Annotated in this window: 22 protein-coding genes; 10 read left to right on the forward strand and 12 right to left on the reverse strand. The window is 63.6% G+C overall.

Features of this window, described 5'->3' with window-relative positions:
* Positions 1-93 precede the first annotated feature (93 nt).
* Positions 94-510 carry an RNA polymerase-binding protein DksA gene (dksA, locus tag FJ546_RS21410; protein ID WP_010909647.1) on the reverse strand — a complete coding sequence of 139 codons (417 nt, stop codon included), beginning with the start codon at positions 508-510 and terminating at the stop codon, positions 94-96.
* Positions 511-786: 276 nt separating this feature from the next.
* Between dksA and FJ546_RS21415 the strand changes: the two genes are divergently transcribed.
* The 4 genes from FJ546_RS21415 to FJ546_RS21430 all read left to right on the forward strand — a co-directional run bounded on the left by FJ546_RS21415 (position 787) and on the right by FJ546_RS21430 (position 4,663).
* Positions 787-1,290, forward strand: a complete 504-nt coding sequence (locus tag FJ546_RS21415) for a histidine phosphatase family protein (protein ID WP_140891144.1) — start codon at positions 787-789, stop codon at positions 1,288-1,290.
* Positions 1,291-1,430: 140 nt separating this feature from the next.
* Positions 1,431-2,906 carry a YcjX family protein gene (locus FJ546_RS21420; RefSeq protein ID WP_140891145.1) on the forward strand — a complete coding sequence of 492 codons (1,476 nt, stop codon included), beginning with the start codon at positions 1,431-1,433 and terminating at the stop codon, positions 2,904-2,906.
* Positions 2,903-3,988, forward strand: a complete 1,086-nt coding sequence (locus tag FJ546_RS21425) for a YcjF family protein (RefSeq protein WP_140891146.1) — start codon at positions 2,903-2,905, stop codon at positions 3,986-3,988. Before FJ546_RS21420 ends, FJ546_RS21425 begins: the two co-directional genes overlap by 4 nt.
* 123 nt (positions 3,989-4,111) lie before the next feature.
* The gene (locus FJ546_RS21430) at positions 4,112-4,663 is read left to right on the forward strand and encodes a hypothetical protein (protein WP_140891147.1); all 552 of its coding nucleotides are present in this window, start codon (positions 4,112-4,114) and stop codon (positions 4,661-4,663) included.
* A 90-nt stretch (positions 4,664-4,753) separates the two neighbouring features.
* Here the strand turns inward: FJ546_RS21430 and FJ546_RS21435 are convergent, their stop codons facing one another.
* From FJ546_RS21435 to FJ546_RS21445, 3 genes are all read right to left on the reverse strand, one after another.
* Positions 4,754-5,020: a hypothetical protein gene (locus FJ546_RS21435; protein ID WP_019858327.1), complete on the reverse strand. Its 267-nt coding sequence runs from the start codon at positions 5,018-5,020 to the stop codon at positions 4,754-4,756.
* A gap of 180 nt (positions 5,021-5,200) precedes the next feature.
* Positions 5,201-6,409 carry an MFS transporter gene (locus tag FJ546_RS21440; protein ID WP_140891148.1) on the reverse strand — a complete coding sequence of 403 codons (1,209 nt, stop codon included), beginning with the start codon at positions 6,407-6,409 and terminating at the stop codon, positions 5,201-5,203.
* Positions 6,410-6,468: 59 nt separating this feature from the next.
* A complete protein-coding gene (locus tag FJ546_RS21445) occupies positions 6,469-7,458 on the reverse strand; it encodes an AraC family transcriptional regulator (RefSeq protein WP_181168027.1) in 990 nt (329 codons plus the stop codon).
* Positions 7,459-7,619: 161 nt separating this feature from the next.
* Between FJ546_RS21445 and FJ546_RS21450 the strand changes: the two genes are divergently transcribed.
* Both FJ546_RS21450 and FJ546_RS21455 read left to right on the forward strand, forming a co-directional pair.
* Entirely contained in the window at positions 7,620-9,455 is a 1,836-nt protein-coding gene (locus FJ546_RS21450; RefSeq protein ID WP_140891150.1) for a monovalent cation:proton antiporter-2 (CPA2) family protein, read from the forward strand.
* A gap of 15 nt (positions 9,456-9,470) precedes the next feature.
* On the forward strand, positions 9,471-10,016 hold the full coding sequence (locus tag FJ546_RS21455) for a DUF924 family protein (protein ID WP_140891151.1): 546 nt from the start codon (positions 9,471-9,473) through the stop codon (positions 10,014-10,016).
* A gap of 3 nt (positions 10,017-10,019) precedes the next feature.
* On the opposite strand, the gene folK is transcribed toward FJ546_RS21455, so the two are convergent.
* Genes folK through folP form a run of 3 tightly spaced genes read right to left on the reverse strand, consistent with a single transcriptional unit; the run spans position 10,020 to position 11,730 of the window.
* A complete protein-coding gene (gene folK / locus FJ546_RS21460) occupies positions 10,020-10,532 on the reverse strand; it encodes a 2-amino-4-hydroxy-6-hydroxymethyldihydropteridine diphosphokinase (RefSeq protein WP_140891152.1) in 513 nt (170 codons plus the stop codon).
* Positions 10,516-10,875: a dihydroneopterin aldolase gene (gene folB, locus FJ546_RS21465; RefSeq protein ID WP_140891153.1), complete on the reverse strand. Its 360-nt coding sequence runs from the start codon at positions 10,873-10,875 to the stop codon at positions 10,516-10,518. The genes folK and folB overlap by 17 nt, the downstream gene beginning before the upstream one ends.
* 3 nt (positions 10,876-10,878) lie before the next feature.
* Positions 10,879-11,730: a dihydropteroate synthase gene (gene folP / locus FJ546_RS21470; protein ID WP_140891154.1), complete on the reverse strand. Its 852-nt coding sequence runs from the start codon at positions 11,728-11,730 to the stop codon at positions 10,879-10,881.
* A 99-nt stretch (positions 11,731-11,829) separates the two neighbouring features.
* Between folP and FJ546_RS21475 the strand changes: the two genes are divergently transcribed.
* Positions 11,830-12,450: a DUF922 domain-containing protein gene (locus FJ546_RS21475; protein WP_140891155.1), complete on the forward strand. Its 621-nt coding sequence runs from the start codon at positions 11,830-11,832 to the stop codon at positions 12,448-12,450.
* A 229-nt stretch (positions 12,451-12,679) separates the two neighbouring features.
* Positions 12,680-14,161, forward strand: coding sequence for an MDR family MFS transporter (locus FJ546_RS21480; RefSeq protein ID WP_140891199.1), 1,482 nt, complete (start codon positions 12,680-12,682; stop codon positions 14,159-14,161).
* 8 nt (positions 14,162-14,169) lie between these two features.
* Here the strand turns inward: FJ546_RS21480 and FJ546_RS21485 are convergent, their stop codons facing one another.
* The 3 genes from FJ546_RS21485 to FJ546_RS21495 all read right to left on the reverse strand — a co-directional run bounded on the left by FJ546_RS21485 (position 14,170) and on the right by FJ546_RS21495 (position 16,313).
* Entirely contained in the window at positions 14,170-15,201 is a 1,032-nt protein-coding gene (locus FJ546_RS21485; RefSeq protein ID WP_140891156.1) for an NAD(P)/FAD-dependent oxidoreductase, read from the reverse strand.
* Positions 15,202-15,523: 322 nt separating this feature from the next.
* Complete coding sequence (locus tag FJ546_RS21490; RefSeq protein WP_010909663.1) at positions 15,524-15,844, reverse strand: 2Fe-2S iron-sulfur cluster-binding protein; 321 nt, start codon at positions 15,842-15,844, stop codon at positions 15,524-15,526.
* A 100-nt stretch (positions 15,845-15,944) separates the two neighbouring features.
* Positions 15,945-16,313, reverse strand: a complete 369-nt coding sequence (locus tag FJ546_RS21495; protein ID WP_140891157.1) for an Hpt domain-containing protein — start codon at positions 16,311-16,313, stop codon at positions 15,945-15,947.
* A 273-nt stretch (positions 16,314-16,586) separates the two neighbouring features.
* On the opposite strand from FJ546_RS21495, the gene FJ546_RS21500 reads away from it, so the two are divergent.
* Positions 16,587-23,099: a kinesin gene (locus tag FJ546_RS21500; RefSeq protein WP_140891158.1), complete on the forward strand. Its 6,513-nt coding sequence runs from the start codon at positions 16,587-16,589 to the stop codon at positions 23,097-23,099.
* A 294-nt stretch (positions 23,100-23,393) separates the two neighbouring features.
* The gene (locus tag FJ546_RS21505) at positions 23,394-24,008 is read left to right on the forward strand and encodes a 3'-5' exonuclease (protein WP_140891159.1); all 615 of its coding nucleotides are present in this window, start codon (positions 23,394-23,396) and stop codon (positions 24,006-24,008) included.
* A gap of 25 nt (positions 24,009-24,033) precedes the next feature.
* Here the strand turns inward: FJ546_RS21505 and FJ546_RS21510 are convergent, their stop codons facing one another.
* Together FJ546_RS21510 and FJ546_RS21515 are read right to left on the reverse strand one after the other, a co-directional pair.
* Positions 24,034-24,684, reverse strand: coding sequence for an ABC-type transport auxiliary lipoprotein family protein (locus tag FJ546_RS21510; RefSeq protein ID WP_140891160.1), 651 nt, complete (start codon positions 24,682-24,684; stop codon positions 24,034-24,036).
* Between the two features lie 37 nt (positions 24,685-24,721).
* On the reverse strand, positions 24,722-26,095 hold the full coding sequence (locus tag FJ546_RS21515; RefSeq protein ID WP_140891161.1) for an MlaD family protein: 1,374 nt from the start codon (positions 26,093-26,095) through the stop codon (positions 24,722-24,724).
* Positions 26,096-26,099: the final 4 nt, after the last annotated feature.

The raw sequence follows: 26,099 nt of genomic DNA on the forward strand, positions 1-26,099 counted from the left end.
CCATGCAACCAACAGAAATGGCCGGAAAAACCGGCCATTTTTGACAATGACTTCACTTATAACTGCCTTGAGATGCAGTCCAGAAGCAATGCGTCAGTCGTCACGATAGACTTTTTCGCGGCGCTCATGCCGTTCCTGCGCTTCGATCGACAAGGTGGCTATCGGACGGGCGTCGAGCCGTTTCAGCGCGATCGGCTCGCCGGTTTCCTCGCAATAGCCGTAAGTGCCTTCGTCGATGCGCTGCAGCGCCGAATCGATCTTCGCAATGAGTTTGCGCTGACGGTCGCGAGCCCTGAGCTCGATGGCGCGGTCTGTCTCGGAAGAGGCGCGGTCGGCGAGGTCGGGGTGGTTGGCGTTTTCCTGCTGCAGGATTTCGAGAGTTTCGCGCGCTTCGCGCAATATGTCATTTTTCCAGGTGACGAGCTTCAGGCGGAAGTAGGATTTCTGCCGTTCGTTCATGAACGGCTCGTCTTCGGAGGGTACGTAATCGGCGGTAACGATGTCGTTCATTCGACTCACCCAAACTGCCCCAAATTTGGCGCCTATATATTCGCCGCCCGACGCCTGCACAAGCGCAATCAGCCACCGACTCACGCAATTGTTAAAGTGCCCCGGCGGCACGTGTTGGAGCGAGATGTCGCTGATTCGATGGAGAAAGTGCCGCAAGCCCTTGCCACCCTATCTCGTGCGTGATTCTTGGCGCGGAACAACACGGGCCATTGTGCGCGGCGCCCTTCTCGTGGCTAATCGTGCTGCGGCTTCGGCTTCGGCATCATCGGAGGTTGGGTGAGCAGGCTCTATCTGTTGCGGCACGCCAAGGCTGGCTGGGCGCTGCCCGGCATGCGCGATTTCGATCGACCGCTCGACGCATCCGGCCGCGCCGATGCCGAGATGATGGGCGCTGCCATGCGCTCCCGTGGCTATGTCCCCGATTTGACATTGTGCTCCAACGCCCGGCGCGCCAAGGAAACGCTCGAAGGACTGGCCGGCCAGACCGACACCGGCAAGGTGCTGTTTTTCGACACGCTCTACAGCGAAGACGCGGCCGCCTATCTCCGCCTCATCCGGGAACATGGCGGGCCGGGGTCACTGCTGGTCATCGGCCACAATCCGATGACGGAGGATCTTGCCATGGCAGTGTCAGGCGATGGTGACGAGACGGCGCGTGCCATGCTCAACCATGGGTTCCCGACCTCGGGCCTGGCGGTCGTGCGTTTCCTCGACGATCTGACGAAAGTGGCCCAGGAAACCGGTTATCTCGAGGCGTTCCTGACACCGGCCGATCTCTAACTCTCTGTTTTGGCGCAATTTCGGACGGAAAAACCGCTCCACATTTTCCTGGCATTGCTTCGGCATCGATTTCCGGCGCCATTTCAAAGCCGGGTTCCAACGCCTATATCGGACGGACCCAAAGCCCGAGAGATCACATTTTGGCATCATCGCTGACCACCTTCACCGACGAGGCAAGAATTGCCCTCGATACGCTGTCGGGACGCGCCACCGGGCTTTTTTCTCCCTCGCTGCGGCTGGGTGTGACGGGCCTTTCGCGCGCGGGCAAAACGGTGTTCATCTCCGCGCTGGTCCACAATCTGATCCACGGCGGACGCCTGCCGCTGTTCGAGGCACAGAAATCCGGACGTATCGCCCGCGCCTTCCTGGAAGAGCAGCCTGACGACGCCGTGCCGCGCTTCCAGTACGAGGATCATATCGCTGCATTGGTCGACGACCGTGCCTGGCCCGATTCCACGCGCGCTATTTCGGAACTGCGGCTGACCATCGAATACGAATCGGCCTCCGGCTGGAGCCGTATGTTCTCATCCGGCAAACTGTCGGTCGACATCGTCGATTATCCCGGCGAATGGCTGCTCGACCTGCCGCTGCTCGGCAAATCCTTCGCCGATTTTTCACGCGAAGCCATGGAGATGGCCAAATTGCCGGTGCGCGAGGACCTTTCGCGCGCCTGGCGGGCAATCTCGGCGGAAATCGACCCGAATGCCGACGCCGACGAGATGACCGCCCGCCGCCTCGCCGAAAGCTTCGCCGCCTATCTCAAGGCCTGCAAGCTCGACGAGCGCGCGCTTTCGACCCTGCCGCCCGGCCGTTTCCTGATGCCTGGCGACCTCGAAGGCTCGCCCGCGCTGACCTTCGCGCCGCTGGCCGGCCTCGACAGGCGTCCGCGCCCGGGATCGCTGCACGCCATGATGGAGAGACGCTACGAGGCCTACAAGACGCATGTCGTCAAACCGTTCTTCCGCGAACACATTACCCGCCTCGATCGCCAGATCGTCCTGATCGACGCAATGCAGGCGCTGAACGCCGGCCCCGGCGCCATGGCCGACCTCGAACGTGCGGTGACCGAAATCCTCGGCTGCTTCCGTCCCGGCCGGGGCAGCTTCCTCACCGACCTCTTTTCGCGGCGCATCGATCGCATCCTGGTCGCCGCGACCAAGGCCGATCACCTGCACCACGAAAGCCATGACCGATTGCAGGCGATCGTGCGGCGGCTGGCCGACCGCGCCGTGGCACGAGCGAACCTCACCGGCGCCGACGTCGACGTGGTCGCCATGGCGGCGGTGCGCGCGACCCGCGAAGGCACGGTCAAGCAAAGCCGCGAGACGTTGCCTGTCATCATCGGCACGCCGATCGCCGGCGAGAAGATCAACGGCGAAACGTTCGACGGAAAGACCGAAACCGCCATATTTCCCGGTGACCTACCGGAGAAGATTGATGCGGTGTTCGACGTCTCCGGACCCGACCACAGGCAGGATTCCACGGACCCGGCAATCCGCTTTGTCCGATTCCGCCCGCCAAAACTCGAACGCACTGCCGAAGGTGTTACGCTGTCTCTGCCGCATATCAGGCTTGACCGTGCCTTGCAGTTCCTGATCGGAGACCATCTGGCATGACCGCGCCCCGCAAACCGGCGGCCTTCCGCATCGAGCCGGAAGACACGCCAACACAAGAGGCGTCAAAGACGCGGCAGGCCGAGCCCCCACGCAAACCCCGCGGGCTGAAGACCGATGTCGCGCTGGTCATACCGGCGGAAGTCGACGTCTTCGACGAACCCGACCTCGTGGCCGCCGAACCGCCACCGGCGGTCGCCCCCAGGAAACGCTCCTTGTTCGGCAGCATCTTCTTCGGCGCGATCGGCGTGCTGGTTTCGCTGGCTGTCGGCCTGTGGACCGACCAGCTGATCCGCGATCTCTTCGCCCGCGCCGAATGGCTGGGTTGGCTGGCCGCCGGCATGGCGGCGATCGCCATATTGGCGCTTGTGGTGATCCTGATTCGCGAATTCCTGGCGATCGCCCGCCTTGCCGAAGTCGAAAAACTGCAAAAACGCGCGCTCGACGCCATCGCGCGCGACGATCCCAAGGCGGCACGATCGGTGGTCGACGAGCTTTCGGCTTTCGTCGCGGCCAAGCCCGAGACCGCGGCCGGCCGGCGCGCCCTGGCCGAACTGCGCGGCGAAATCATCGACGGCGGCAATCTGGTGCGCCTGGCTGAAGCGGAAATCCTCGGCCCCCTCGATGCCAGGGCCAAGGTGATGATTCTCGAAGCCGCCAAACGCGTCTCGCTGGTGACGGCGGTCAGCCCGCGCGCGCTTGTCGATGTCGCTTACGTCGTGTTCGAGGCCGGACGCCTCATTCGCCGTCTCTCGGAACTCTATGGCGGACGCCCGGGAACGCTGGGGTTCTTCCGCCTGGCGCGCAGCGTGCTGGCACATCTGGCGGTCACCGGCTCGATCGCCGTCGGCGACAGTTTCGTCCAGCAGATCGTCGGCCACGGCCTGGCGGCACGGCTTTCGGCCAAGCTTGGCGAGGGCGTCGTCAACGGCATGATGACGGCGCGCATCGGCATCGCGGCGATGGAAACCGCGCGTCCCCTGCCCTTCAGCGCCGCGAAGCGCCCGGGACTGGGCGATTTCCTCTCGGCATTGACATCGTTTGCCGCGAAGAAGGACACCGAAACCACGGGCTCCGGCAAATAGCGTCCTGTTCTTCCTGACGATGAGCGGATTGCCGTTTCGAGGCCCCGCAGTGACGAAGCATTAACCAATCTTCTTCATGGTCAAACCGGTTCCAAACAGCCTCTTTGTTGCCGGGTGTCGTCGATGAAAAGCGTAATTCTGTCCAGCGTCCTGCCCCTGGCCGTTGCGATCACAGCAGTCGTCGGCCTCGCCTCGGAGGCTTCCGCCGCGGAGCCGGACAAGCAGTTCTTCCAGTCGGCCGAAGGCAAATGGGTCGGCCCGGGCGAAATCGTCGCCGGCAAGTACAAGGGCACGAAATTCAACTGCAGCTTCACCGGTTCCACGCCGGACGGCAAGATGGGCATGACTCTGGATGGCGGCTGCCGCGTCGGTATGTTCACCCAACAGATGTCGGCCAAGATCGAGCGCAAGGGCCGCGATTACAAAGGTTCCTTCATGGGGGGCGCTGACGGTGCGGGCCTGGACATCATCGGCGGCAACGTCGTCGATGCCCGCAAGGTGGTCTTCACCATCAACCGCAATCAGCTGCGCGGCGTCATGCAAGCCCGCATTCCCGACGACAATTCGATGACCGTGACGGTTGCCGTGCGTGTCCAGGACCAGCTGGTGCCGGTCATCGGCATGAGCCTGAAGCGCGTCGATGCCGTGGAAGTCGGCTCCATCGCACCGAACTGAGCGCATTATCGCGCCCTACCCCAAAAACATCCGCAAAAGCAAAGAGGCGGCGGCCCATCGCCACCGCCCCTTGAACCAGTCGAAAGGCGCTTAGCCCTTGATGGCGGCCGTCACCTCGTCATACGCCTTGCAGGCGTCGGCGAGTGTCGTGGTGCCCTGGTATTTGGTTGTCACTGCCTGGACCTTGGCGGTCAGGTCAGCCGCCTTGGACGGATCCTTGGTGATCGCTTCCTGCAGTGCGGCGGCCATATCCTGTGCCTTCTTGGTCGCGATCTCGGCCGTGCATTCCGGCGCCTTCGAACAGGCCGAACCGGCAAGCACCGCCAGGCCGACGGCAACAAGCAAAAACTTCTTCATGTCAGTCATCTCCTCAAAAGGGCGCGACTTGATCGTCGCTCACCCTCCAATGGCCGAAGCCGAGCGTCCTTAGCCTTCGATTGTGGCAACAAGCAACGCGTGCATCGCGTAAACTTGTGCAACGCGACTGCAATATTGTCCGGGCCGGATTCGGGCTGCCCGTGTCATCGGCGGCAAAGTTCAGTTGCGCGGCTGTAGCAGCGCCAATACGGCTGTCGATGCTGCGAGGATGGCAGTCACCGTCAAAGGCGCTGTAGGGCCATAGGTGTCCACGACATAGCCGCCGACAACCGCGCCGATGGTGATGGCGACCTGAAAAGAGGCGACCATCAGGCTGCCCGCTGCTTCCAGCGCGTCCGGCGCTGCGCGAGACAGATTTGTCGGCAGCACCACCGGCGCCATGCCGAAGGCGAAGCCCCACAGCGTCGCGAAGCCAAAGGCAACGCCAATGTGCACGCCCCAAAGCACCAATGACAGCGCCGCAAACGCCATCAATGCGGCGGTAACCACGAGAGCCACGCGGATATTGGCGTCGGCCATGCGGCCACCGGCAATATTGCCGATCACCGCGGCGATGCCAAATCCGAGCAACGCCAGGGCAATAGGCCCGGTTCCAAGGAGCGTCACGTGTTCGAGAAAAGGACGCACATAGACCGAGCCGGCAAAATGCCCCGTCATCAGCAAAAGGATGGCAAGCATACCAAGTTGAATGCCACGCCGCCGTGTCAGCCGAAGGACGTCTGCAAGACTATTGCTTGCCGTTGCAGGCAAAGACGGCAGGCTAAGCAATTGCAGCAGCATGGCAAGCAAGGCCAACCCCGCTGTCATGGCCATGGCGCTGCGCCAACCCAGCCAGTCGCTGATCAACGCGCCCATCGACGGTGCGGCAATGGTGGCGAGCGAGACGCCGAGGGTGACGATAGCCATGCCCCGCCCAGTCGCATTGGCGCCAACCAGCCTCGCCACCACGGCGACCGAAAGTGCCCAGAAAGCGCTGAGTGCGATCCCCAGTCCGGCCCGACCCAGCAACAATAACCAGAAATCGGTCGCCAGCGCCGCAAGAATGTTGGAGCCGACTGCCAAGGCGCTGAGACCAACAAGCACTGCCTTGCGGTTCAATCGGCCAATGAGAACATTGCTCAACATGGCCGTCACGGCGCCGACCGAAGCTGTGGCGGTGACGACCTGTCCGGCTGTTCCTTCACTGATACCGAGATCGCGCGCCAGTGGCGTCAGCAGACCTGCCGGCAGAAATTCGGCTGACACCAGAGCAAAGCTGGTGGCGGCCAATGAAATGACCGCGAACCAGGTGGTTGCGCCCCACCTGGCCGGCGCAGCCGCATCAACGTCTATCGCCGCGTCTTCAAGCTGTAATGTTGTGTCTGTCACGGACCTATCTCCAAAGTTTGGAGATCTTCATAACCGAGTCCGGTCGGATGAAATGTATCTTAAAATCCGAAATTCATGTCTATTCGTCCGGGAATTGTGCGGCGCACAACGCCAGGGGAGACATTGGTGATGCGCTTGAAGGCGCGGGCGAACGATGCCTCGGAATCATAGCCCAAGCGGGTAGCAACCTCGGCCACCGACAAACCGTTTTGCCCCAACAACTCGCGGGCAAGCTGCATCCGCAAACGGGCGAGATAGTGTGCCGCGCCTTCTCCCAATACAGCGCTGAACCGCTCGGCGAAAATCGAGCGCGATTGGCCTGCCAGGCTGGCGAGGCTTTCGAGCGTCCAGTTATGGCCGGGGTCTTTGTGCATGGCTGCCAGAGCGCGGCCAATATTGGGGTCGCGGATGGCGGCGAGCCAACCGGTGGTCGAAGCTCCCGTGCAATTGACCCAGCAGCGAATGAGCCGGGCCGTCAGCAAGTCCGCCATACGCGACAAGATGGTGGCGCTGCCCATCTGTGGTTGCGCGGCCTCCGCGGTCATGGCCGCCAGCAAAGGACCAATGACCGGGTCATTGCCGGCCACGTCGCAACCCTTGATGATAGGCGGCATCAGCGTGATCAACGGGTTCAACGCATAGGCGCCCAAGGCCATTGAGCCGCAGAAAAGGGTGCTTGTCGCGCCCGTGCCTTCCCGTACGACTTCGCAGACGTTGCCCCCCAACTTGGTCACCCGACAATCATCGAGCGAGCCGCCTGCAACGTCCGGCGCGCTGGCCAGCCGATGGGTGATGCCTTGTGGCAGCAGCACCAGATCGCCATCGCGCAACTCCTGCCAGCCTTGCGCTTCGGTGTGGATCCAGCATGGACCCTGACCGACAAAGTGAAAACGAAGCAGCGATTGTTGCGGAAATTCTATGCTCCAAGGATGTCGGAGCTCGCAGCGGCCATAATTGACGCCACTCAAGCGAAAGTCTTGCAGGACTTCGCTGAGCGCATCCATCGGAATATGTGGCGCAGGAGACGGCCAGGACGAATGGTCAGTCATCTCGCGGATATATATACCAATCGTCCGGAAGGCAAGTGGAGACCGTTGTGCCGCCAGGGGAAACGCTTCGACGGCACCCTACCCGTCCTGGCAGGCTCCCCGGCCTTGCCTCCCGCTCCAACTGCATGCAAGGAGTGCTGTAGGACATAGGGACAAGAGGCATGGCAGCGGAAACATCAGGCAGCGATCTCATTCAGGTGGTGGCGCTGCTTGCCGCGGGGGTCGTCGCAGTCCCCATCTTCAAACGCATGGGCCTCGGCTCGATCCTAGGCTATCTGGCGGCCGGCGTGGTGATCGGCCCGTTTGGTCTTCGCATCTTTTCCGAATCGGGAGCCATCCTCCACGTCGCCGAACTCGGCGTCGTCATGTTCCTGTTCATCATCGGGCTGGAAATGCAGCCGTCGCGGCTTTGGGGCCTGCGGCGCGAAATCTTCGGGCTCGGTGCACTGCAGGTCGGGGTCTGCGCGGTCCTCTTGACCGGCGTGGGAGTGGCCGGCGGTTTTCCGGTCTCGCAATCCTTCGTCGCCGGCGCCGGGTTCGTGCTGACCTCGACGGCGATCGTCATGCAGCTTCTCGAGGAACGCGGCGAAATCGCCTCGCCGAAAGGCCAGCGCATCGTCTCCATCCTGCTGCTGGAAGATCTGGCCATCGTGCCGCTGCTGGCCCTGATCGCGTTCCTGGCGCCGGGCGGCGCCGACACCAGCCTGTCGGAAAGGCTGACCGAGGTCGGCATCGGCCTTGCCGCGATCGCCGGACTGGTGCTGGCGGGGCGCTATCTGCTCAACCCGTTCTTCCGCATCCTGGCGGATGCCCGTGCCCGCGAGGTGATGACGGCTGCGGCACTGCTGGTGGTGCTCGGATCGGCGCTCGCCATGCAGCTCAGCGGCTTGTCGATGGCGATGGGCGCCTTCCTGGCCGGCGTGCTTCTGTCGGAATCGACCTTCCGCCATCAGCTCGAAGCCGACATCGAACCGTTCCGCGGCATCCTGCTCGGTCTGTTCTTCCTCGCCGTCGGCATGTCGCTCGATTTGCATGTGGTGGCGCAGAACTGGCAGCTGATCGCCATCTATGTCGTCGCCTACATGGTCATGAAGGCTTTTGGCATCTACATCGTCGCCCGCATCCTCAAGACCGGCCATCGCGAAGCCTTGGAACGCGCGGTCTTCATGGCGCAAGGCGGCGAATTCGCCTTCGTCCTCTACTCCGCCGCCGCCGCCGTCGGCATCATCGACAACCAGGCCAACGCGACGCTGACGGCGATCGTCATCATCTCCATGGTGCTGACGCCGCTGGCGATCATCGCCTTGCGCTATGTCACCCCGCGCGACGAGCAGTCGCTCGACGGCGTCGATGTCGCCGACGGACTGACCGGCAGCGTGCTGATCATCGGTTTCGGCCGCTTCGGCCAGATCGCCAGCCAGCCGCTGCTGCTGCGCGGCATCGATGTGTCGATCATCGACAACGATGTCGAGATGATCCAGGCGGCCGCCGACTTCGGCTTCAAGGTCTATTATGGCGACGGCACCCGGCTGGATATCCTGCACGCGGCCGGCGCCGGCCGGGCGCGCGCCGTGCTGATCTGCGTCGACAAGGCCGATGCGGCCGTTCGCATCGCCCAGTTGATCAAGGCCGAATTTCCGCTGCTCACCGTGCTTGCCCGGGCTTTCGACCGCGGCACCGCGCTGCAGCTCATTCGCGCCGGCGTCGACTATCAGCTGCGCGAGACCTTCGAATCGGCACTGGTTTTCGGCGGCTCGGCCCTGGAATCGCTTGGCGTTGATCCCGAAGACGTGGCGGAAACGATCGAGGATGTCAGGCGTCGCGACACCGACCGTTTCGAAACCCAGCTCGCCGAAGGCATTCGCGCCGGCCAGCGCTTCCTGCGGGGCAATATCGGCACGCCGATTCCCACACCCCTCTCCACGCCGCGCCGCCCCGGTCAGGCCCTCAACGAGGAGACGGCCGGCGTTCTGCACAAATCCGAAACCGCCGATTGAACCAAGGAATCATGCATGGAATTGGACAGCAGAGCCCTGTCGGTCACCAAATTCTGGCGCGATGCCGGCGAGGATGCATGGTTCGAGAAGAGCGACGCTTTCGATGCCGATTTCCGCGATCGCTTTCTCGGCCTGCACTATGCCGCGGCACGGCGTGAATGCGACGCCTGGTCAGGCCATGCCGAAGGTTCGCTGGCGCTGATGATCCTGCTCGACCAGTTTCCGCGCAATTGCTTCCGCGGTACCGGCCACATGTATGCCACCGACCCGCTGGCGAAGCATTTTGCCCAAAAAGCGGTCGCCGCCGGGCATGACCTGGCGCTGGAACCGGAAGTCCGCGTGTTCCTGTATTTGCCGTTCGAACATGCGGAAAACCTTGCCGACCAGGACATTTCGGTCGAGCTGCACACCGCCAGGGCCGAGTTCAACCTGAAATACGCACTGGAGCATCGCGACATCATCCGCCGCTTCGGCCGCTTTCCGCATCGCAACAGGATGCTTGGCCGCGAGACGACACCGCAGGAGCAGGCGTTTCTCGACGAAGGCGGATTTTCCGGCTGATCGTTAAGTCAGCCACCAATCCCGGCCGGACGGCAACGGCTCGATTCCAGCGGCGTCGACAGCGCCGAGCCGTTCCGACACGCTTCGCCCGCCGACGGCAAGATCCGGCGCGATTTCGGCCAGCGGTGCCAGCACGAAAGCGCGCTCCAGCATGCGCGGATGAGGCACTTCCAGACCGGTCTCATGGATGACGCGGTCACCGAACACCAGAATGTCGATATCGATCAGGCGCGGCCCCCAGCGCTCCTCGCGCACCCGCTTCAGCGTCCGCTCGGCGTCGAGGCAGAGGTCGAGCAGCGCCCGCGGCGAGAGCCGGGTCGACAGTTCGGCGGCGGCGTTGAGGAAGTCCGGCTGATCGAGCTTGCCCCAGGGCGGTGTGCGGTAGAGCGATGAAACGGCGGTGACGCGCGTGTCCGCATCGGCGTCGAGAATGCGCAGCGCCGCCGCCATCGAGGCCGCCGGATCACCCAGATTGCCGCCGAGGCTGAGGTAGACGGTGTTACTCGGGCCAGACAACGGTCACCTCGACATGATCGAGCACGCCAGGCACCGGCGCGTTCGGCTTGCGCACGGTGATTTCGGCTCTCTTGATCTGCGGAAACCGCTCCGTCAGCGCCTTTGCCACTTCCATGGCCAGGGCCTCGATCAGGAAGCGCCGCTCCCCGGTGATGATCTTCTCGATCACCGTGAAGGCAATGCCGTAGTTGACGGTTTCCTCGATCGCGTCGTCGACAAGCGCGCGCCCGGGTTCGACCGACAGCACCGCGTCGACATAGAAACGCTGGCCAAGCGCCTCCTCCTCGTCGAGCACGCCATGCCGTGCAAAGAAGGCGCAGTTCTTCAGGCGGATGACATACATGGCTCAGCGTTCCGATGCGGCGGTTTCAAGCGCCAGCATAGCATCCGCCACGGCCAGCGCGTCCACGTTGATTGCGACATCATGGACGCGAAACAGATGCGCGCCCTTGAGCCTGAGAATGACGCTGGTCGCCGCCGTTCCGGCAGCCCGGTCTGCCGCGTCGCGACCGGTGACGGTGCCGATGAAGCGTTTTCGCGATGTGCCTGCCATCAGCGGAAAGCCAAGCGCATGGAGCTCGGAAAACCGCGCCATCAGGTCGAGATTTTCCTCAGCCGTCTCCTTGGCGAAGCCGAAACCGGGATCAAGCACGATGCAATCGTCCGCAATCCCACTACGACGGGCGATCTCCAGGGATTTTTCCAGGAACGCAAACTGGTCCGCGATCACGTCGGGCAGCTTCTCGCGATCCCGCCCGGTATGCATGATGATGAGCCCGGCTCCCGTTTCGGCGGCGACCCGCGCGATGTCGGGCTCGCGCTGCAGGCCCCAGACATCGTTGACGATATGCGCGCCGGCAGCCACGGCCAGCCGCGCTGTGTCCGCGCGATAGGTGTCGACCGAAATCAGCGCGTCACCGGCGCGCGCCAGCGCCTCGATCACCGGCAGGATACGCGCCTGTTCCTCGCTGGCCGAGATGGCGGCGGCACCCGGCCGGGTCGATTCTCCACCGACATCGATGATCCGCGCCCCTTCCTCGATCATCCGGCGCGCCTGGGTCAGCGCCGCTTCGGGCGCATCGAACAGTCCGCCGTCGGAAAAGCTGTCGGGGGTGACGTTGAGGATGCCGACGACCACGGCCTTGCCGCCAAGGCCGAGATGACGTCCATGCGCCAGCTGCCATCGCCTCGCCGTCATTGCTCATCAACCATGGGCTCATCAACGATGTGTGATCCGCAAAGGATCAATTCCGTTGCGCCGGCAACGGCCGTAAAGCAAGGTGGGTAAAGAGGCAATATGATGAAACGATCCCTGCTTTGCGTGCTACTGCTTGCCGTGACCGCTGTTCCGGCGGGCGCGGCCAATCTCGTCAAGACATACAGCTATTTTTCCATTGGCGGCAGCACGCTCGAAGACATCGAGACGCAGCTCTCCAAACTTGGGCCGCAGGTCAAGAGCACGGGCTCGCGCCACCCCGGCGCCACACAGATGGCCTTCACCACCCGTATCAGCTACGCCAGGCAGGCTGGCTCCTGCCGGATCGCCGACGCCGCCGTGACGATCAAGGTCAAGGTGATCCTTCCGGAATGGCGCCGCCCGCGAAAGGCGGATCCCGACGTGAAGCTGTTCTGGGACACGCTGTCGGCCGACATCAAGCGCCATGAAGAACGCCATGTCGAGATCGCCAAGAACTATGGCCGCGAGCTGGAAAACGCGCTGAAGGCGACCTACCCGCGGACGGATTGCGCTGCGGCCAAGGCCAAGGCGGCCGAGATCACCGCCGCCATTCTCGCCAGGCACGACCGCGCCCAGGTGCAGTTCGATCGCGTCGAGAGCGTCAATTTCGAAAGCCGTATCCTGCGGCTCATGCGCTACCGCATCCAGCGCATCGAGAACGGCCGGCTGCCGCCGGCCTGAATTTCATCGGCGCACTCGATGGCGCCGGTGCAAGCCAACCGGGCCGAAGCGTAGTGCCAGCGTCGGAAAACTTTCGAACGGCGGTCGAAATCGGCCTAAACGGAACGACATATCACGGGTTGGCAAGGCACAACCCTCAAGGCACGAGCACCACGACCGATCGCGCGGCCAACGCACCAGGCAAGCCCAATCGTCGACCCGGATCGCGCGCAAAGCAATGGACAAGACTATGGACCAGGCTGTCGACAAGCAGACCATCGCGGCCGCCGCCACGCCGCTGAGTGAAAGCGAGAAGAACGCCATCATCGGCGGCGTTCTTCTGTCCATGCTGCTGGCGGCGCTCGACCAGACCATCATCGCACCCGCCATGCCGACCATCGCGCAAGCGCTCGGCCACGCCGAGTATCTCCCCTGGATGGTCACCGGCTATCTCCTGACGGCCACCGCCGTGGCACCGCTCTACGGCAAGATTTCCGACGTCTATGGCCGCCGCCCAACCGTTTACGCGGCGATCCTCATCTTCCTCGCCGGATCGCTGGTCAGCGCCATGGCCCCCAACATGTTCGTGCTGGTGATAGGGCGCGCGATCCAGGGTGCGGGCGGCGGCGGCCTGTTTGCGCTGGCGCAAACCGTCATCGGCGACCTCGTGCCGCCGCGCGAACGCGCACGCTATGCGGCCTGGGTGTCAGGCACCTGGGCCGTCGCCAGCATTGCCGGGCCACTGCTGGGCGGCACCTTTGCCGAGCATCTGCACTGGTCGCTGATCTTCTGGATCAACATTCCGCTTGGGCTTTTGGCCATGGCGATCATCAACAAGCCGCTGAAGAAGCTGCCGATCGCGGCCAAACATCACCGCATCGACGGGTTGGGCGCCGTGCTTCTGGTTATCGCCACGGCACTTCTGCTTCTGGCACTCAACTGGGGTGGCGGCACCTATCCCTGGTTTTCGCGCGAAATCCTCGGGCTGGTGGCTGGTTCGGCCGTGTTCTGGGCCCTGTTCGCACTGAGGCTGATGAGGGCCGCCGAACCGCTGATCTCGCTTGAAGTGCTGGGCAATCCGATCGTGCTCGCCGGTGCGCTGTCGATGTTCCTGCTGCAGGCGGCCAATATCGGCGCTTCGGTCTACTTGCCGGTCTATCTGCAAACCGTCATCGGCCTTTCCGTCAGCGAATCGGGAATGGCCATGCTCGGTCTATTGCTCGGCACGGTCGCCGGTGCCGCCACAAGCGGTCGCCTGATCCCCCGCTTCGCGCACTACAAGCGCATCGCCATGATCGGCATCGCCCTGGCCATTGTCAGCATCGGCGTGCTCAGCGCCATTGCCGGACACGCCTCGCTGCTCGAGGTCGAGATCCTGACAACCCTGATCGGCCTGGGCAGCGGAACGACATTCCCGGTCGCGACCGTCTCTGTCCAGAACGCCGTCGATCGAACCCATCTCGGGGTTGCGACCGGCGTGCTGACCTTCCTGCGTACGCTGGGTGGCGCGCTGGGCGTCGCCCTGCTCGGCGCGGTCGCGCTCGGCTATGGCCTGCCGCTCTCCGCCGAGGGTTCGCAGACACATGTCCAGCTGGCATCAGCCTTGCCGTTCGTGATGATCTTCATCACCGCCGGCATCACCCTGGTGCTGGCGCTCGTCGCCATGATGCTGATGCCGGAAAAGGCGCTGCGCGGCCGCGACGAAGCGGTTGCTCCTGTTCTCGCGGAATAGACGCGCCTTTACTCCACCACGCCGAGCTTCTTCTGCAGGCTGGTCGACGAGGTCGTGTACTGGAACACGATCCGCTCGCCGGGGCTGATGATGCGCTTGGCCGCCTGCGCCATCAGCGCCACCTCGTGGAAGCCCGACAGGATCAGCTTCAGCTTTCCAGGATACCAGTTGATGTCGCCGACTGCGAAAATGCCGGGCACCGAGGACTGAAATTTCTCGGTGTCGACCGGAATCAGGTTCTCGTGAAGATTGAGCCCCCATTCCGCGATCGGCCCGAGCTTCATCGTCAGGCCGAAGAAGGGCAGCATGCGTGTGCATGGCACTTCGATATCGCCTTCCGGACCACCCTTGATGGTGGCCGATGACAGCTGGCCGTCGGCGCCGGTCAGGCCAGTCACCTGGCCGACCTTGAATGCCAGCTGCTTCATCTCTTGCATGGCATACATTTTGTTCACGCTGTCGGGCGCCGCCCGGAATTCAGGGCGCCGGTGGACCAGCGTCACGCTTTTTGCCACCGGCTGCAGGTTCAGTGTCCAGTCGAGCGCCGAGTCGCCGCCGCCGACAATGACAAGGTCGTGGCCGCGAAAATCCTCCATCCGGCGCACCGAATAGAAGACGCTCTTGCCTTCATAGGGCTCGATGCCCGGGATCGGCGGGCGTTTGGGTTGAAACGAGCCGCCGCCTGCGGCGATCACCACCACCTTGGCCTCGAACACCTCGTTCTCGTCGGTGGTGACGCGAAAGCTGCCATCCTCCAGTTTCTCGAGGCTGGAGACCATGCGGTTGTAGGTGAAGTCAGGCTTGAACGGATGGATCTGCTCCAGCAGCTTGTCGACCAGCCCTTGCGCCGAAATCGAGGGCCAGCCGGGAATGTCGTAGATCGGCTTTTCCGGATAGAGTTCCGCGCATTGGCCGCCGGGTTTGTCGAGGATATCGATCAGGTGGCATTTCATGTCGAACAGGCCGAGCTCGAACACGGCGAAAAGGCCGACAGGCCCTGCCCCGACGATGAGAACATCCGTCTTGATTGTTTCGGTCATGCGATGTGGTCCCCTTGGGAATGGGGCGAGACTGCATGAGCCGTGGCCTGCTGCCAAGCAGCCAATGTCAAAGAAATTGGAACGTGGCCGAAGGCGTATTGAGATTCAGGTCAGGCCGAGCCGGAGTCAAAGACGGCGCGAAGCAACCAAACAGGGTTGATACCGAGAACCGGAGCAGAGCGCAGTTTTCGTATGTGAGCACCGGCCTACGCCGGCCGTAGCCCTAGCCGCCACGATCCCTCATCAATGCTTCGGCCGGCGTAGGCCGGAAGCATAGGAAGCCGCCGTTTGCAGGCCGGCATCACCTGAATATCAACACGCCTTAGCCCTGGCGCTCCGGCACCCGCACCACCAGGCCGTCAAGCGCGTCGCGTACCTTGATCTGGCAGGACAGACGCGAGTTCGGCTGGACGTCGTAGGCGAAGTCCAGCATGTCCTCTTCCATCGCTTCCGGCTCGCCCACTTCCGCCGTCCAGGCCTCGTCGACATAGACATGGCAGGTGGCGCAGGCGCAGGCGCCGCCGCACTCCGCCTCGATCCCCGGCACGGCGTTGCGGATGGCGTTTTCCATGACCGTCGAGCCGTTTTCGGCGTCCACGTCGAATTGTGTGCCGTCATGGGCGATGAAGGTCAGCTTGGTCATTTGTCACCTGAAGGGAGTTTCCGCCGAGATAATCACTCCGGCAGACAAGTCAACTGCCGTGCGAAAGCGCCGCTCGGTGACGTTTTTCCACAAACCGGGGTCAGCGATTGATGGCGGCGATGAAATCGCGCACTTCGTCGATCAGTTTGCCGAGCCGCTGGAGGATCTGGCCGTCTTGCGGCTGCCGCTCGATCTCGGTGGCACAATCGGCGATGGCGAAGGCGCCAACGCCGCGAGCAGACCCTTTCAACCCATGCGCCAGCAGGAGCCGGTCCTTGAGATCGGCATCGACAATTTTGTCGCGTACCGACAGCGCCTGCTGTACAAACAGCGCCAGCACCTCTTGCTCGAGGGCGCGGTCGCCCATCGTTTGCCGGGCAAGGTGTGCCAAATCGACCGGTCGGGACTGCCTGGTTCCCGAGACGTCGCCTCCGGGCATTGAAAAGGCAATGCCGCTTTCGCCACGCATGAACTCGAACTCCGTTTTCTTCGGCCGCCTGAAAAACTAGGCGAATCCAATGGACAACGGGTTAATGAATGGCGCGGAAAAATGTTGCGAAAGCGGCGCTCGGATCACGGTTCCGTTAACCTTATATTTAAAGTTTTACGTATCCCGCGGAATGCATGTTTTCTTTACCCCCCTGTGTCATTACGATACGAGGGTCCATTTTCAGCCTCCTGCGCGGGGTACGACAAAAGACAATTATAAGCCCCGCGGCAGCTAGTACAGGGTAGCGAAGGCATGGCAAAGAAACCAACGACGACGACGAGAAATCTCGACAGCGACGTGGCCAGGGAACTGGAAAAAGCGCTCGATCTCGACCTCAGCGGCGACATCGGCAGCGGCGATCTCGATATCGCGGCTTCGATGGAAGATCTGGAAGCGCAGATATCCCAGGCCGCCGACGAGCTGGCACGCGAGGGACGCAACCAGAAGCCGGCACCCGCCGCCAATCAGGCCCCCATTGCCAATCAGCCCGCGAATCCCGCGCCGAAGGCCAAGCCGGCCGAACTGCGCCCCGTGGAGACACGCAATGGCAACGGCGCGCAGCCCGCGGGCTTCGCGCCGGCCAATGATGATCGCCAGAAGGACTACAAAACCCTCCTGCACGGCCTCAACAGGCGCGCCTCCAACACCGTCTACTGGATCGTCGCCTTCGTCTCGCTCGCCTGGATCGCCGGCGCCGGCGGGCTCGCCAACCTGCTGTTCGGACCGAGCATCTGGCGGATCCGCACACTCGACCAGTTCCTTGCCCGTCCCGAGCTGATTGGCCTCGCCGTCGCGGCGATCGTGCCGATCATCCTGTTCTGGGCCTTCGCCGCCATGATTCGCCGCGCCCAGGACATGCGCATCGCCGCCCAGTCGATGACGGAAGTGGCCTTCCGCCTGACCGAGCCGGAAAACATGGCGCAGGATCGCGTCATGATGATCGGCCAGGCCGTTCGCCGCGAAGTGGCGGCCATGGGCGAAGGCATCGAACGCACGCTGGCCCGCGCAGTGGAGCTGGAAACGCTGGTCCATAGCGAAGTCAACCAGATCGAGCGTTCCTATTCGGAAAACGAAACCCGCATCCGTTCGCTCGTCGACGGGCTTGGCAGCGAGCGTGAGGCGGTCGTCGGCCATGCCGAGCGCGTCCGTGCCTCGATTGCCGGTGCGCATGAGACGCTCAGGGATGAAATCGGCGCCGCCAGCGATATCATCCGCGACTCGATCCTCAACGCGTCGACCAAGCTGTCGATGACGATCACCAATTCCGGCGACACGCTCATCGACCGCATCAATGAAAGCTCCATGTCGATCTTTGATTCGGTGGAAGGCCGGCTCGACACCATCACCGACAAGCTTTCGACCTCCGGCGAGGCCTTCGCCAGCCTGCTCGACACGCGCATCGCCAAGCTGACGGATACGACGGACGGCCTGACCCGGTCGCTGACCGATCTGCTCGACGATCGCACCACCGGCATGGTTTCGCTGCTCGGCGGCGCCGCGCGCACCCTCAATTCGGAATTCGAAGCCAGCCTCAACGGCATCGAGCGCACGCTGGCCGAACGCGGTCAGGCCCTGATCAGCGAATTCCAGACCCGCGCCGAAGCGCTGGACACCGGCACGCAGAAGCTCAACGCCGCGCTCGAGGCCCGCGCCCGCCAGATCAACGAGACGCTGGTCGAGCGCGCCCGCGAAATCGCCCACACCTTCGCCGAGAGCAAGGATACGCTGGCCGCGATGATCGATCAGGGCAAGACCCAGATCGGCGCCGACATGGCCGACATCGTCACCTCGACATCGAGCATGCTGGAGGCTCGCGCCAGCGATTTTGCCGGTCGCATGGAAGCGGCGCGTCATGTCGTCTCGCGTTCCTTCGATAGCGACATCCAGCGGCTCGCCGACGCCCGAGTCGGCATCGAGGAAGCCGTCGAAAACCACAGCCGCAAGCTGTCCGAAAGCCGCGAGCGCATGGCGGCCGCCATGCAGGCGGACCTGGAGAAATTCGCCGAAAGCCGCGAGGGCATCGATGCCGCGGTGACCAACCAGGTGCAGAAGCTGGCCGAAGGCCGCAGCCTGATCGCGCGCGCCCTCGAGGAGGATCTGCGCAAGGTCAACGAATCGCGCGCGGCGATCGACGCGTCGCTCGGCAGCCACCTCGAAAGGCTGGAAGAAGGCCGAAACCGGCTTTCGCTGGCTCTCAACGAAGACTCCGGAAAGCTCGTGCAAGCCCGCACGATCATTGATGAAATGGTCGCCGGTCATGTTGGAAAGCTCGCCGAAGGCCGCAACATCCTGTCGCGCGCCCTGGAAGCCGACCTCGGCAAATTGTCCGACAGCCGCGCCAGCATTGACGGGCTGGTCGCTGGTCAGGTCGAGAAGATCGCCGAAGGTCGTGCGGTGCTCGCCAAGGCCTTGGAGAACGATATTGCCGGCATCAAGGGCCTGATCGAGGCGCATTCGGCAAAGCTCGTGGAAGACCGCAGCCAACTCGGCCGCTCGCTCGAGGACGACCTGTCTGGCATCAGGGGCTTGCTAGACGATCATTCGGTCAAACTCGCCAACGACCGCAGCCTGCTGTCGCAGACGCTGGAAGCCGACCTTGCCAAGCTGGCCGAAAGCCGCTCGAGCATTGACGGCCTCGTCGCCGGTCAGGTCGAGAAGCTGGCCGAGGGCCGCGACATTCTCAAGCGCGCGCTGGAATCGGACCTCAACACCATCAAGGGTGTCATATCGAGCCAGTCGGAAAGGCTGGCGGAGGATCGCGGACTGCTTTCGCGGGTCCTGGAAGCCGACTTGCAGAATGTGAACAGTGTCATCGCCGACCACATGAACAGGCTCGTTCAGGATCGTTCGACCTTGTCGAAGGCTCTCGAGGACGATCTCGCCAAGCTGGCCGACAGCCGCTCCAGCATCGACGGGCTGGTCGCTGGTCAGGTCGAGAAGCTGGCCGAAGGCCGCGACATTCTCAAGCGCGCCCTCGAAGCCGACCTCAACACCATCAAGAACACCGTTGCCGACCAGTCGCAGAAGCTGGTCGACGACCGCGCCCAGTTCGCCAGGGCACTCGAAGCCGATCTCGAAAGCGTCAACAGCCTGGTCAGCAGCCATTCCGAGCGGCTCGTCCAGGATCGTTCGACCCTGTCGAAGGCGCTGGAAGTCGACCTCGACAATGTCAACAGCCTGGTCAACAGCCATGCCGAGCGACTCGTCCAAGACCGTTCGACGTTGTCGAAGGCGCTGGAAGCCGACCTCGAAAGCGTCAGCGGCCTGGTCAGCAGCCATGCCGACAGGCTTGTCCAGGAGCGCTCGACCCTGACCAGGGCGCTCGAGGACGACCTTGCCAAGCTGGCCGAGAGCCGTTCGAGCATCGACGGCCTGGTCGCCGGCCAGGTGGAGAAACTGGCCGAAGGCCGCGACGTTCTCAAACGCGCCCTCGAAGCCGATCTCGCCAAGCTCGCCGAAAGCCGCTCCAGCATCGACGGGCTGGTCGCCGGCCAGGTGGAGAAACTGGCCGAAGGCCGCGACGTTCTCAAACGCGCCCTCGAAGCCGACCTCGCCAAGCTCGCCGAAAGCCGCTCCAGCATCGACGGGCTGGTGGCCGGCCAGGTGGAGAAGCTCGCCGAAGGCCGCGACATTCTCAGGCGCGCCCTCGAGGCCGACCTGCAGAAGCTGAGCGAAAGCCGCGGCGAGATCGACGGCGTCATCGCTGGCCATGTCGGCAAGCTGGCCGAAGGCCGCAACATGCTGAGCCGCGCGCTGGAAGACGATCTCGGCAAGCTCGCCGAGACCCGTAAGGACGTCGACCGCTCGCTGTCCGGTCACATCGACCAGATCGCTGCCAGAAGCACCGACATTTCGGCCGCGATCGCCGCCGATGTAGAAAAGATCGAGCAGGCGTTCAGCCGTCAGACCGGGATCATCGAGGAACGCGCCGGAACCATGGAGCGCGCGCTCTCGACCGGCGTCGACAATGTCCGCAGCGTGCTCGAAAAGAGCGCGGTCTTCGTCGCCGGCGCCTTGCGCGAAAAGGTCCTGGAGGTCACCAGTGCGCTGCATGAGCAGGCCGGTGCAGCCTTCAGCGATGCCGACCGCAAGATCGCCGAGCGCGCCGAACAGACGTCCGCCGCCCTTTTGGCGCGGGCCGAAGACATCGCCCGCACCTTCGAGGAAGCCGATCGTCGCCTCCACGCCCGTGCGGAAGATACGTCCAACGCCTTGCTCGCCCGCGCGGACGACACCTCCAGCTCGCTTTTGGCCCGTGCCCACGAAACCGCCGATCAGCTGGCCGCCCGCGCCGGCGAGATCGCCGGCACCTTCGAGCTGGCGGACCAGAAGCTCGCCGCCCGCGCCCAGGAAACGGCCGACCAGCTGGCTACCCGGGCCCAGGATACCGCGGATCATCTGGCGGCCCGCGCAAGCGAGATTGCCGGCACCTTCGACGCAGCCGACCAGAAACTGGTCGCCCGCGCCGTCGAGACGGCACAATCGCTGGCCGCCCGCGCCGGCGACATCCTGCGCAACTTCGAAAGCGCCGACCAGCGGCTCGGCATGCGCATCGGCGAATCCGCCGAGGCGCTCGCCGCCCGCGCAACCGACCTTGGCCGCATCTTCGATGCCGCCGATCAGCAACTGGTCTCGCGCATCGCCGAAGGTTCGGATGCTCTGTCCAGCCGTGCGTCCGAGATCGGCCGCATATTCGATGAGGCGGACCAACGCCTGGTCTCGCGCATCGCCGACAGCTCTTCGACGATCGGCGAGCATGCGCAGACCATCGTCGGGGCTTTCGCCAGCACCGAGCAGAAGGTCGCCGACCGTGCGCGCCAGACCGGCCAGGAACTGGCCGAGCACGCCCGCGAAATCGAGCAGGCACTTGCCGGCGCCGACGAGCGTCTTGCATCGACCGCGGCGGCCGCGGCCGCTCGTGTCGAGGAGCAGATCGCCAGCGTCGAGAACCGCCTCGCCCACACCACCGAAACAATGGGCCAGAGGCTCAATGAACAGGTGTCGAGCGCCGAGGCACAGCTGGTTTCGCGCGCCAATGTGATCGCCGAGACCTTCACCGCTGTTGGCCAGCATATCGGCCAGAGCACCAACGACGCCGCCAAGACGATCGGCGCCAACACCCGCGAACTCAACACCATGCTCGCGGCGCGGTCGGCCGAAATGTCGAAGATCCTCGACGAAACCGCGCGGCCTTTGGTCGAACGCTTCGCCCAGGGTGGCTCGGAACTGCAAAAGAGCATGGAAGAGGTCACCGAACGCGCCACCGAGAAGCTGCGCAGCGAAAATGCCGCCCTGGTCAACGCGCTCGCCAACCGCACTGCCGAGACCTTGTCGGCGGTCGAAGGCGCCCGCTCGTCGCTGTCCGACAGTGTTGCCGATCTCATCGGCCGCATGACCAAGTCCAGCTCGCAGCTCGGTCAGCTGATCGAGCAGGCCGCGGTCAATCTCGGTCAGGTCGACGAACGCCTGACCGGCAGCACGCAGAGCTTCGCGGCGACAACCGAAAAGGCGGCGCAGACTTTTGCCAGCTCAGCGCGCCTGGTCGATTCGAACACCACAAGGCTGACGGAACTGTCGTCGTCGACCTTGCGCGAAGTGGCCTCGATCGCCACCAAGTTCGATGAACACAGCCGCCTGCTGGCCAGCGCCTCGGACCTGTTGAGCTCGGCCCAGAGCAACCTCGAGCACACGCTGGAAAGGCAGTCATCGCTCGAAGACCTCGCCGTCGGCCTAGTCAAGAAGTCGGAGGATCTCGAAAGAGTCATGCGCTCGTTCGAAAACCTCGTCGGCCAGACGCTGCAGAACGCCGAAGGCAAGACGATGGAGTCGGCCGACAAGATCCGCAACGCCATCACCGACGTGGTCGATTCGGCAACCAAGCGCTTCGCCGATGCCACCGATGAGATGCGGCGCACCGCGAGCTCGATCAAGAGCGAACTCGACCTCACCCGCGCCGAACTCAAGAAGGGCGTCATCGAGATGCCGGAAGAGGCAAAGGAATCGACCTCGGCCATCCGCCGCGCCGTTTCCGAGCAGATCAACGCCTTGAAGGAGCTTTCCGACATCGTCGCGAAGTCCGGCCGCGGCGGCGGCGACACCACGGAGCCACGCAATCTGCGCCCGGCGCCGCAAGCGCCGGCGGCACGTCCCGCCGAGCCGCCACGTCGCGCGCCGGCACCGCAGCCGGAGCTTCGCACGCCTCAGGCGCCGTTGGGCGGCACGGCGCTGCGCGGCACGCTCGATCTCGAGCGTCCGGCCGAGCCGCGCCAGCGTCCCGACGCCGGCGCCCGCACGCCACAGGGCGGCTGGGTGCGCGACCTCCTGACAGCGGCGTCGAGCGATGCGGATCTCAGGCCGGCGGCAGCACCCTCGGCGCCCGTGGAAGCGCCGCGCGCGGCTCCTGCCCAGCGCTCGCCGCTGCATGTCGTGGAATCGCTGAACTCGCTGTCCGTCGACATCGCACGGGCAATTGACCACGATGCTTCGATCGAGCTGTGGAACCGCTATCGGCGCGGCGAGCGGGACGTGTTCACGCGCCGGCTCTACACGCTGAAGGGCCAGCAGACGTTCGACGAAATCCGCCGCAAGTATCAGGGCGAGGCCGAATTCCGCGCCGCCGTCGACCGTTACTGCGACGACTTCGAAAAACTGCTCAAGGACGTCTCGCGCAACGACCGCGACAACATCATGGCGCAGACCTACCTGACCTCGGACACCGGCAAGGTCTACACCATGCTGGCCCACGCCAGCGGGCGCCTGCACTAAGGCGTCAGCGGCCAGGCGGCCGAGATCTGCTTGCGGAAACCTCTGCGTTTCCGCAAGCAGGCACCCAAACGCCCGGTTCACCGCCGGCTTTGACCATGCTGATCGAGTGCCACCCCTTCTTCAGGTTGATCGATCTCACAAGAAATAACGGCGGGCCTACCGTGTGAAAGTCACATTCAACGGGATCACTCAGCCATACGAGACCTTCGAAGAGTTCGCCCCAATACAGGTCGGTGGCATGGCAGGACCTGTGACGGACACGGCCCGGCAAACCGCTGGATAAAGGGGCTGACCGTGAAGACGGCAATCATATTCGACTGCGAGTTTCTCTGCCTCGAGGGGTCGCAACGTCGGTTTTGGTGCGCGGCTCACGATCCCGACCCGGTCATCGCGCAGATCGGCGCAGTCAGGCTTGGTCTCGAAGGCGACTTTCCGCTGCTCGGCACGCACAAGACCTATGTCAGACCGATCGACCGGTTTGGCCGGAGATACGAACTCGACCCGTTCTTCACCAGACTGACCGGCATCACCGAGGAAAACATCGAGACCGAAGGGGTGGCGCTCGGAGAAGCGCTTGCAGGGATCGATCGCTTTTCCGATGGCGTTCGGTTCTGGTCCTGGGGCAAGGACGAACTGAACATGATCGCCATCAGTTGCTATGTCGCGGGCATTCAGCCGTCCATCCCCGCCGCCCGGTTCGACAACGCCGTCAAGCTGCTGATCGCGGCCGGGATGCCGATCGAGGATCTGGCACGGACGCCGAGTAACAAGCTTGCGGACTATTATGGCGTCGAACATCCGCCATTGCAGGGACATGACGCGCTCGACGACGCGCTGTCCGTCACCTACACGCTGCAGCACTTGATGAAGACTGGAAAGCTGCAGCCGGAAGCCTTCGACAGCTTGTAGCTTGAAGCGTCTGGCGGGATTGCGCTCAGATCACCGAATCGGTCCAGCGAACGATCTGTTTGGCGGCATCGCCGAACGCGCTGTCGAGTGCGCTGACATAGGCAGGATTGCCGCTGCCCGAAACCGGCGCAGACGCGGTGAAGCTCTTGGAAGCGCGCACCTCGCCGTTGCGATCGTTGAGCAGGCGCACGAACAGGTCGACTTCGGCATGTTCGCCACCGCTGACACTCACTTCGAAGGAACGGATCTCGACGATCACCTGGTAGTCGATCGCCAGGCCCTCGCCCGGCTTGCCGACGCCGGCAAAGCTGCCGGAACGCTGGAAGGTCTCCGCCAGCCGCGCCTGGACAATCACCGGCAGCCGGTCGGCCCATTGCGCGCCCTTCAGATACTGGATCGAGCGGTCGGAGGGTTTGATGACGATGTTCTGGCTGTCCAGAGCCTTGAGCGCCGAGGGCTGGGCGATCAGGATTTGCTTGCGGCTATGGCCATGGGCGTCAACCGACGGCGCCGAAAGCTCGAATGTGTCGAGCGGCGCAGGCTTGCCGCCCAGTACCGCACAGCCGGCAAGCGATAGCGCAAGCAGCGCCGCAGCCGGTGTCAATCCACCCGTTCTCACCCACACCGACTTCACGCGCGATCCCCGTTGTCCCCGGATCGTAAGATCAACCCGCATCCGCGGCTCATGTTCTTGGGGCGAGCAGGCGCCGAAGTCAACGCCGCGCCCTGCCGTCGAATTGCCGAACCTCGCCCTCGCCGCCTGAAAGAATGCGCTGCGGATTGCGGCTGAGATCCGTGACCGCTTCCTCGATACGCGTGATCGAGCGGCGGCTGTCCTGCACCAGCGCCTCGACATTCGACAGGCCTTGGCCCGAGAAGCGCGACAGATTGTCGGTGATGGTGCCAAGGCGCGCATTCAGCGTGTCGGCGACCTGCTTGAACGACTTCAGCGTGGCCCTGGCGTCCGCCATCACGCCGTTGGCCTCGCCGGAGCCGAGCAAATTGTCGACCTTGGCCAGGATGCCGTCGACCCGCACCGAGGCATCGTTGAGGCGCTGCGCAAGTTGTTTGGCGTCCTTGATCGTCTGATTGATATCGTCGGCCCGGTTGGCGAACTTGTCGGTCACCATTGCAATGTCGGCGGCGGCCTTGTTGGCGTTTTCGCTGGCCTTCTGGATGTTGGCCAGAGCCGTACGCACCTGCGCCGGGTCGACACCGTCGAGCACGCCGTCGACCTTGGCCAGCGTGCCTTGCGTCTGCTTGGCGAAATCATTGACGGATCCGACCGCCGTGTCGACATTCTTGATCACGCCGTCGAGCTGCTGCGATGTCTGCTTGAGGTTCGCGGTCACCGCATCGACATTGGCGACGATGCTCTTGATCTTGTCCTTGTCGACGGCATTGAGCAGGCCCTCCGCCGCCTTCAGCGTGCCGTCGAGCTTGCCGGACACGCCCTTCAGTTCTTCGGACAGCGCGCTGACGCTGGACAGGAACTTGTCGATGCCATCGGAATTCTTGGCCAGCGCGTCGGAGAAGGTCTGTACGTTCTTGACCGTCTCGGTCAGCGGTCCGCGCACGTCGTGGGTGAAGCCCTCGAGTTCGGACAGCACCTTGTCGGCGCGGGTGAAGATGTTCTGCGCCGTCTGCAGCAGATTGGTCACGGCGGAAGGGTTGGCTACGATCTCGGCGACCTTGCCTTCCTTCTCGGCCTGATCGAGGAGTTTCACTTCCTTGGGATCGGCACCCTTGAGCTCGATATTGGCCTGCCCGGTGAGGCCGGCAAGCCCGATATCGGCCTGCGTCGACTTGGTGATCGGCGTCATCCGATCGATCTCGGTGTCGGCGATGGCGACCGTCGGATTGTCGACGTCGATATAGACGCGCTTCACGTCACCGACCTTGACGCCGTTGAACAGCACGAAGCTGCCGCGGCCAAGACCGGAAGCCGAACCAGGGATGCGCACGCGCAGCAGCGTCGTCTCGCCCCTGTCACCGATCGCCGCCGTCCAGTAGACGAAGCCGAACGCCGCCAGGATCGCAACCAGCGTAAAGATGCCGACAATGACGTAGTTGGCTCTGGTTTCCATTATT

Origin of the sequence: Mesorhizobium sp. B2-4-19 (assembly GCF_006441315.1) — a bacterium.
GTDB lineage: Bacteria > Pseudomonadota > Alphaproteobacteria > Rhizobiales > Rhizobiaceae > Mesorhizobium.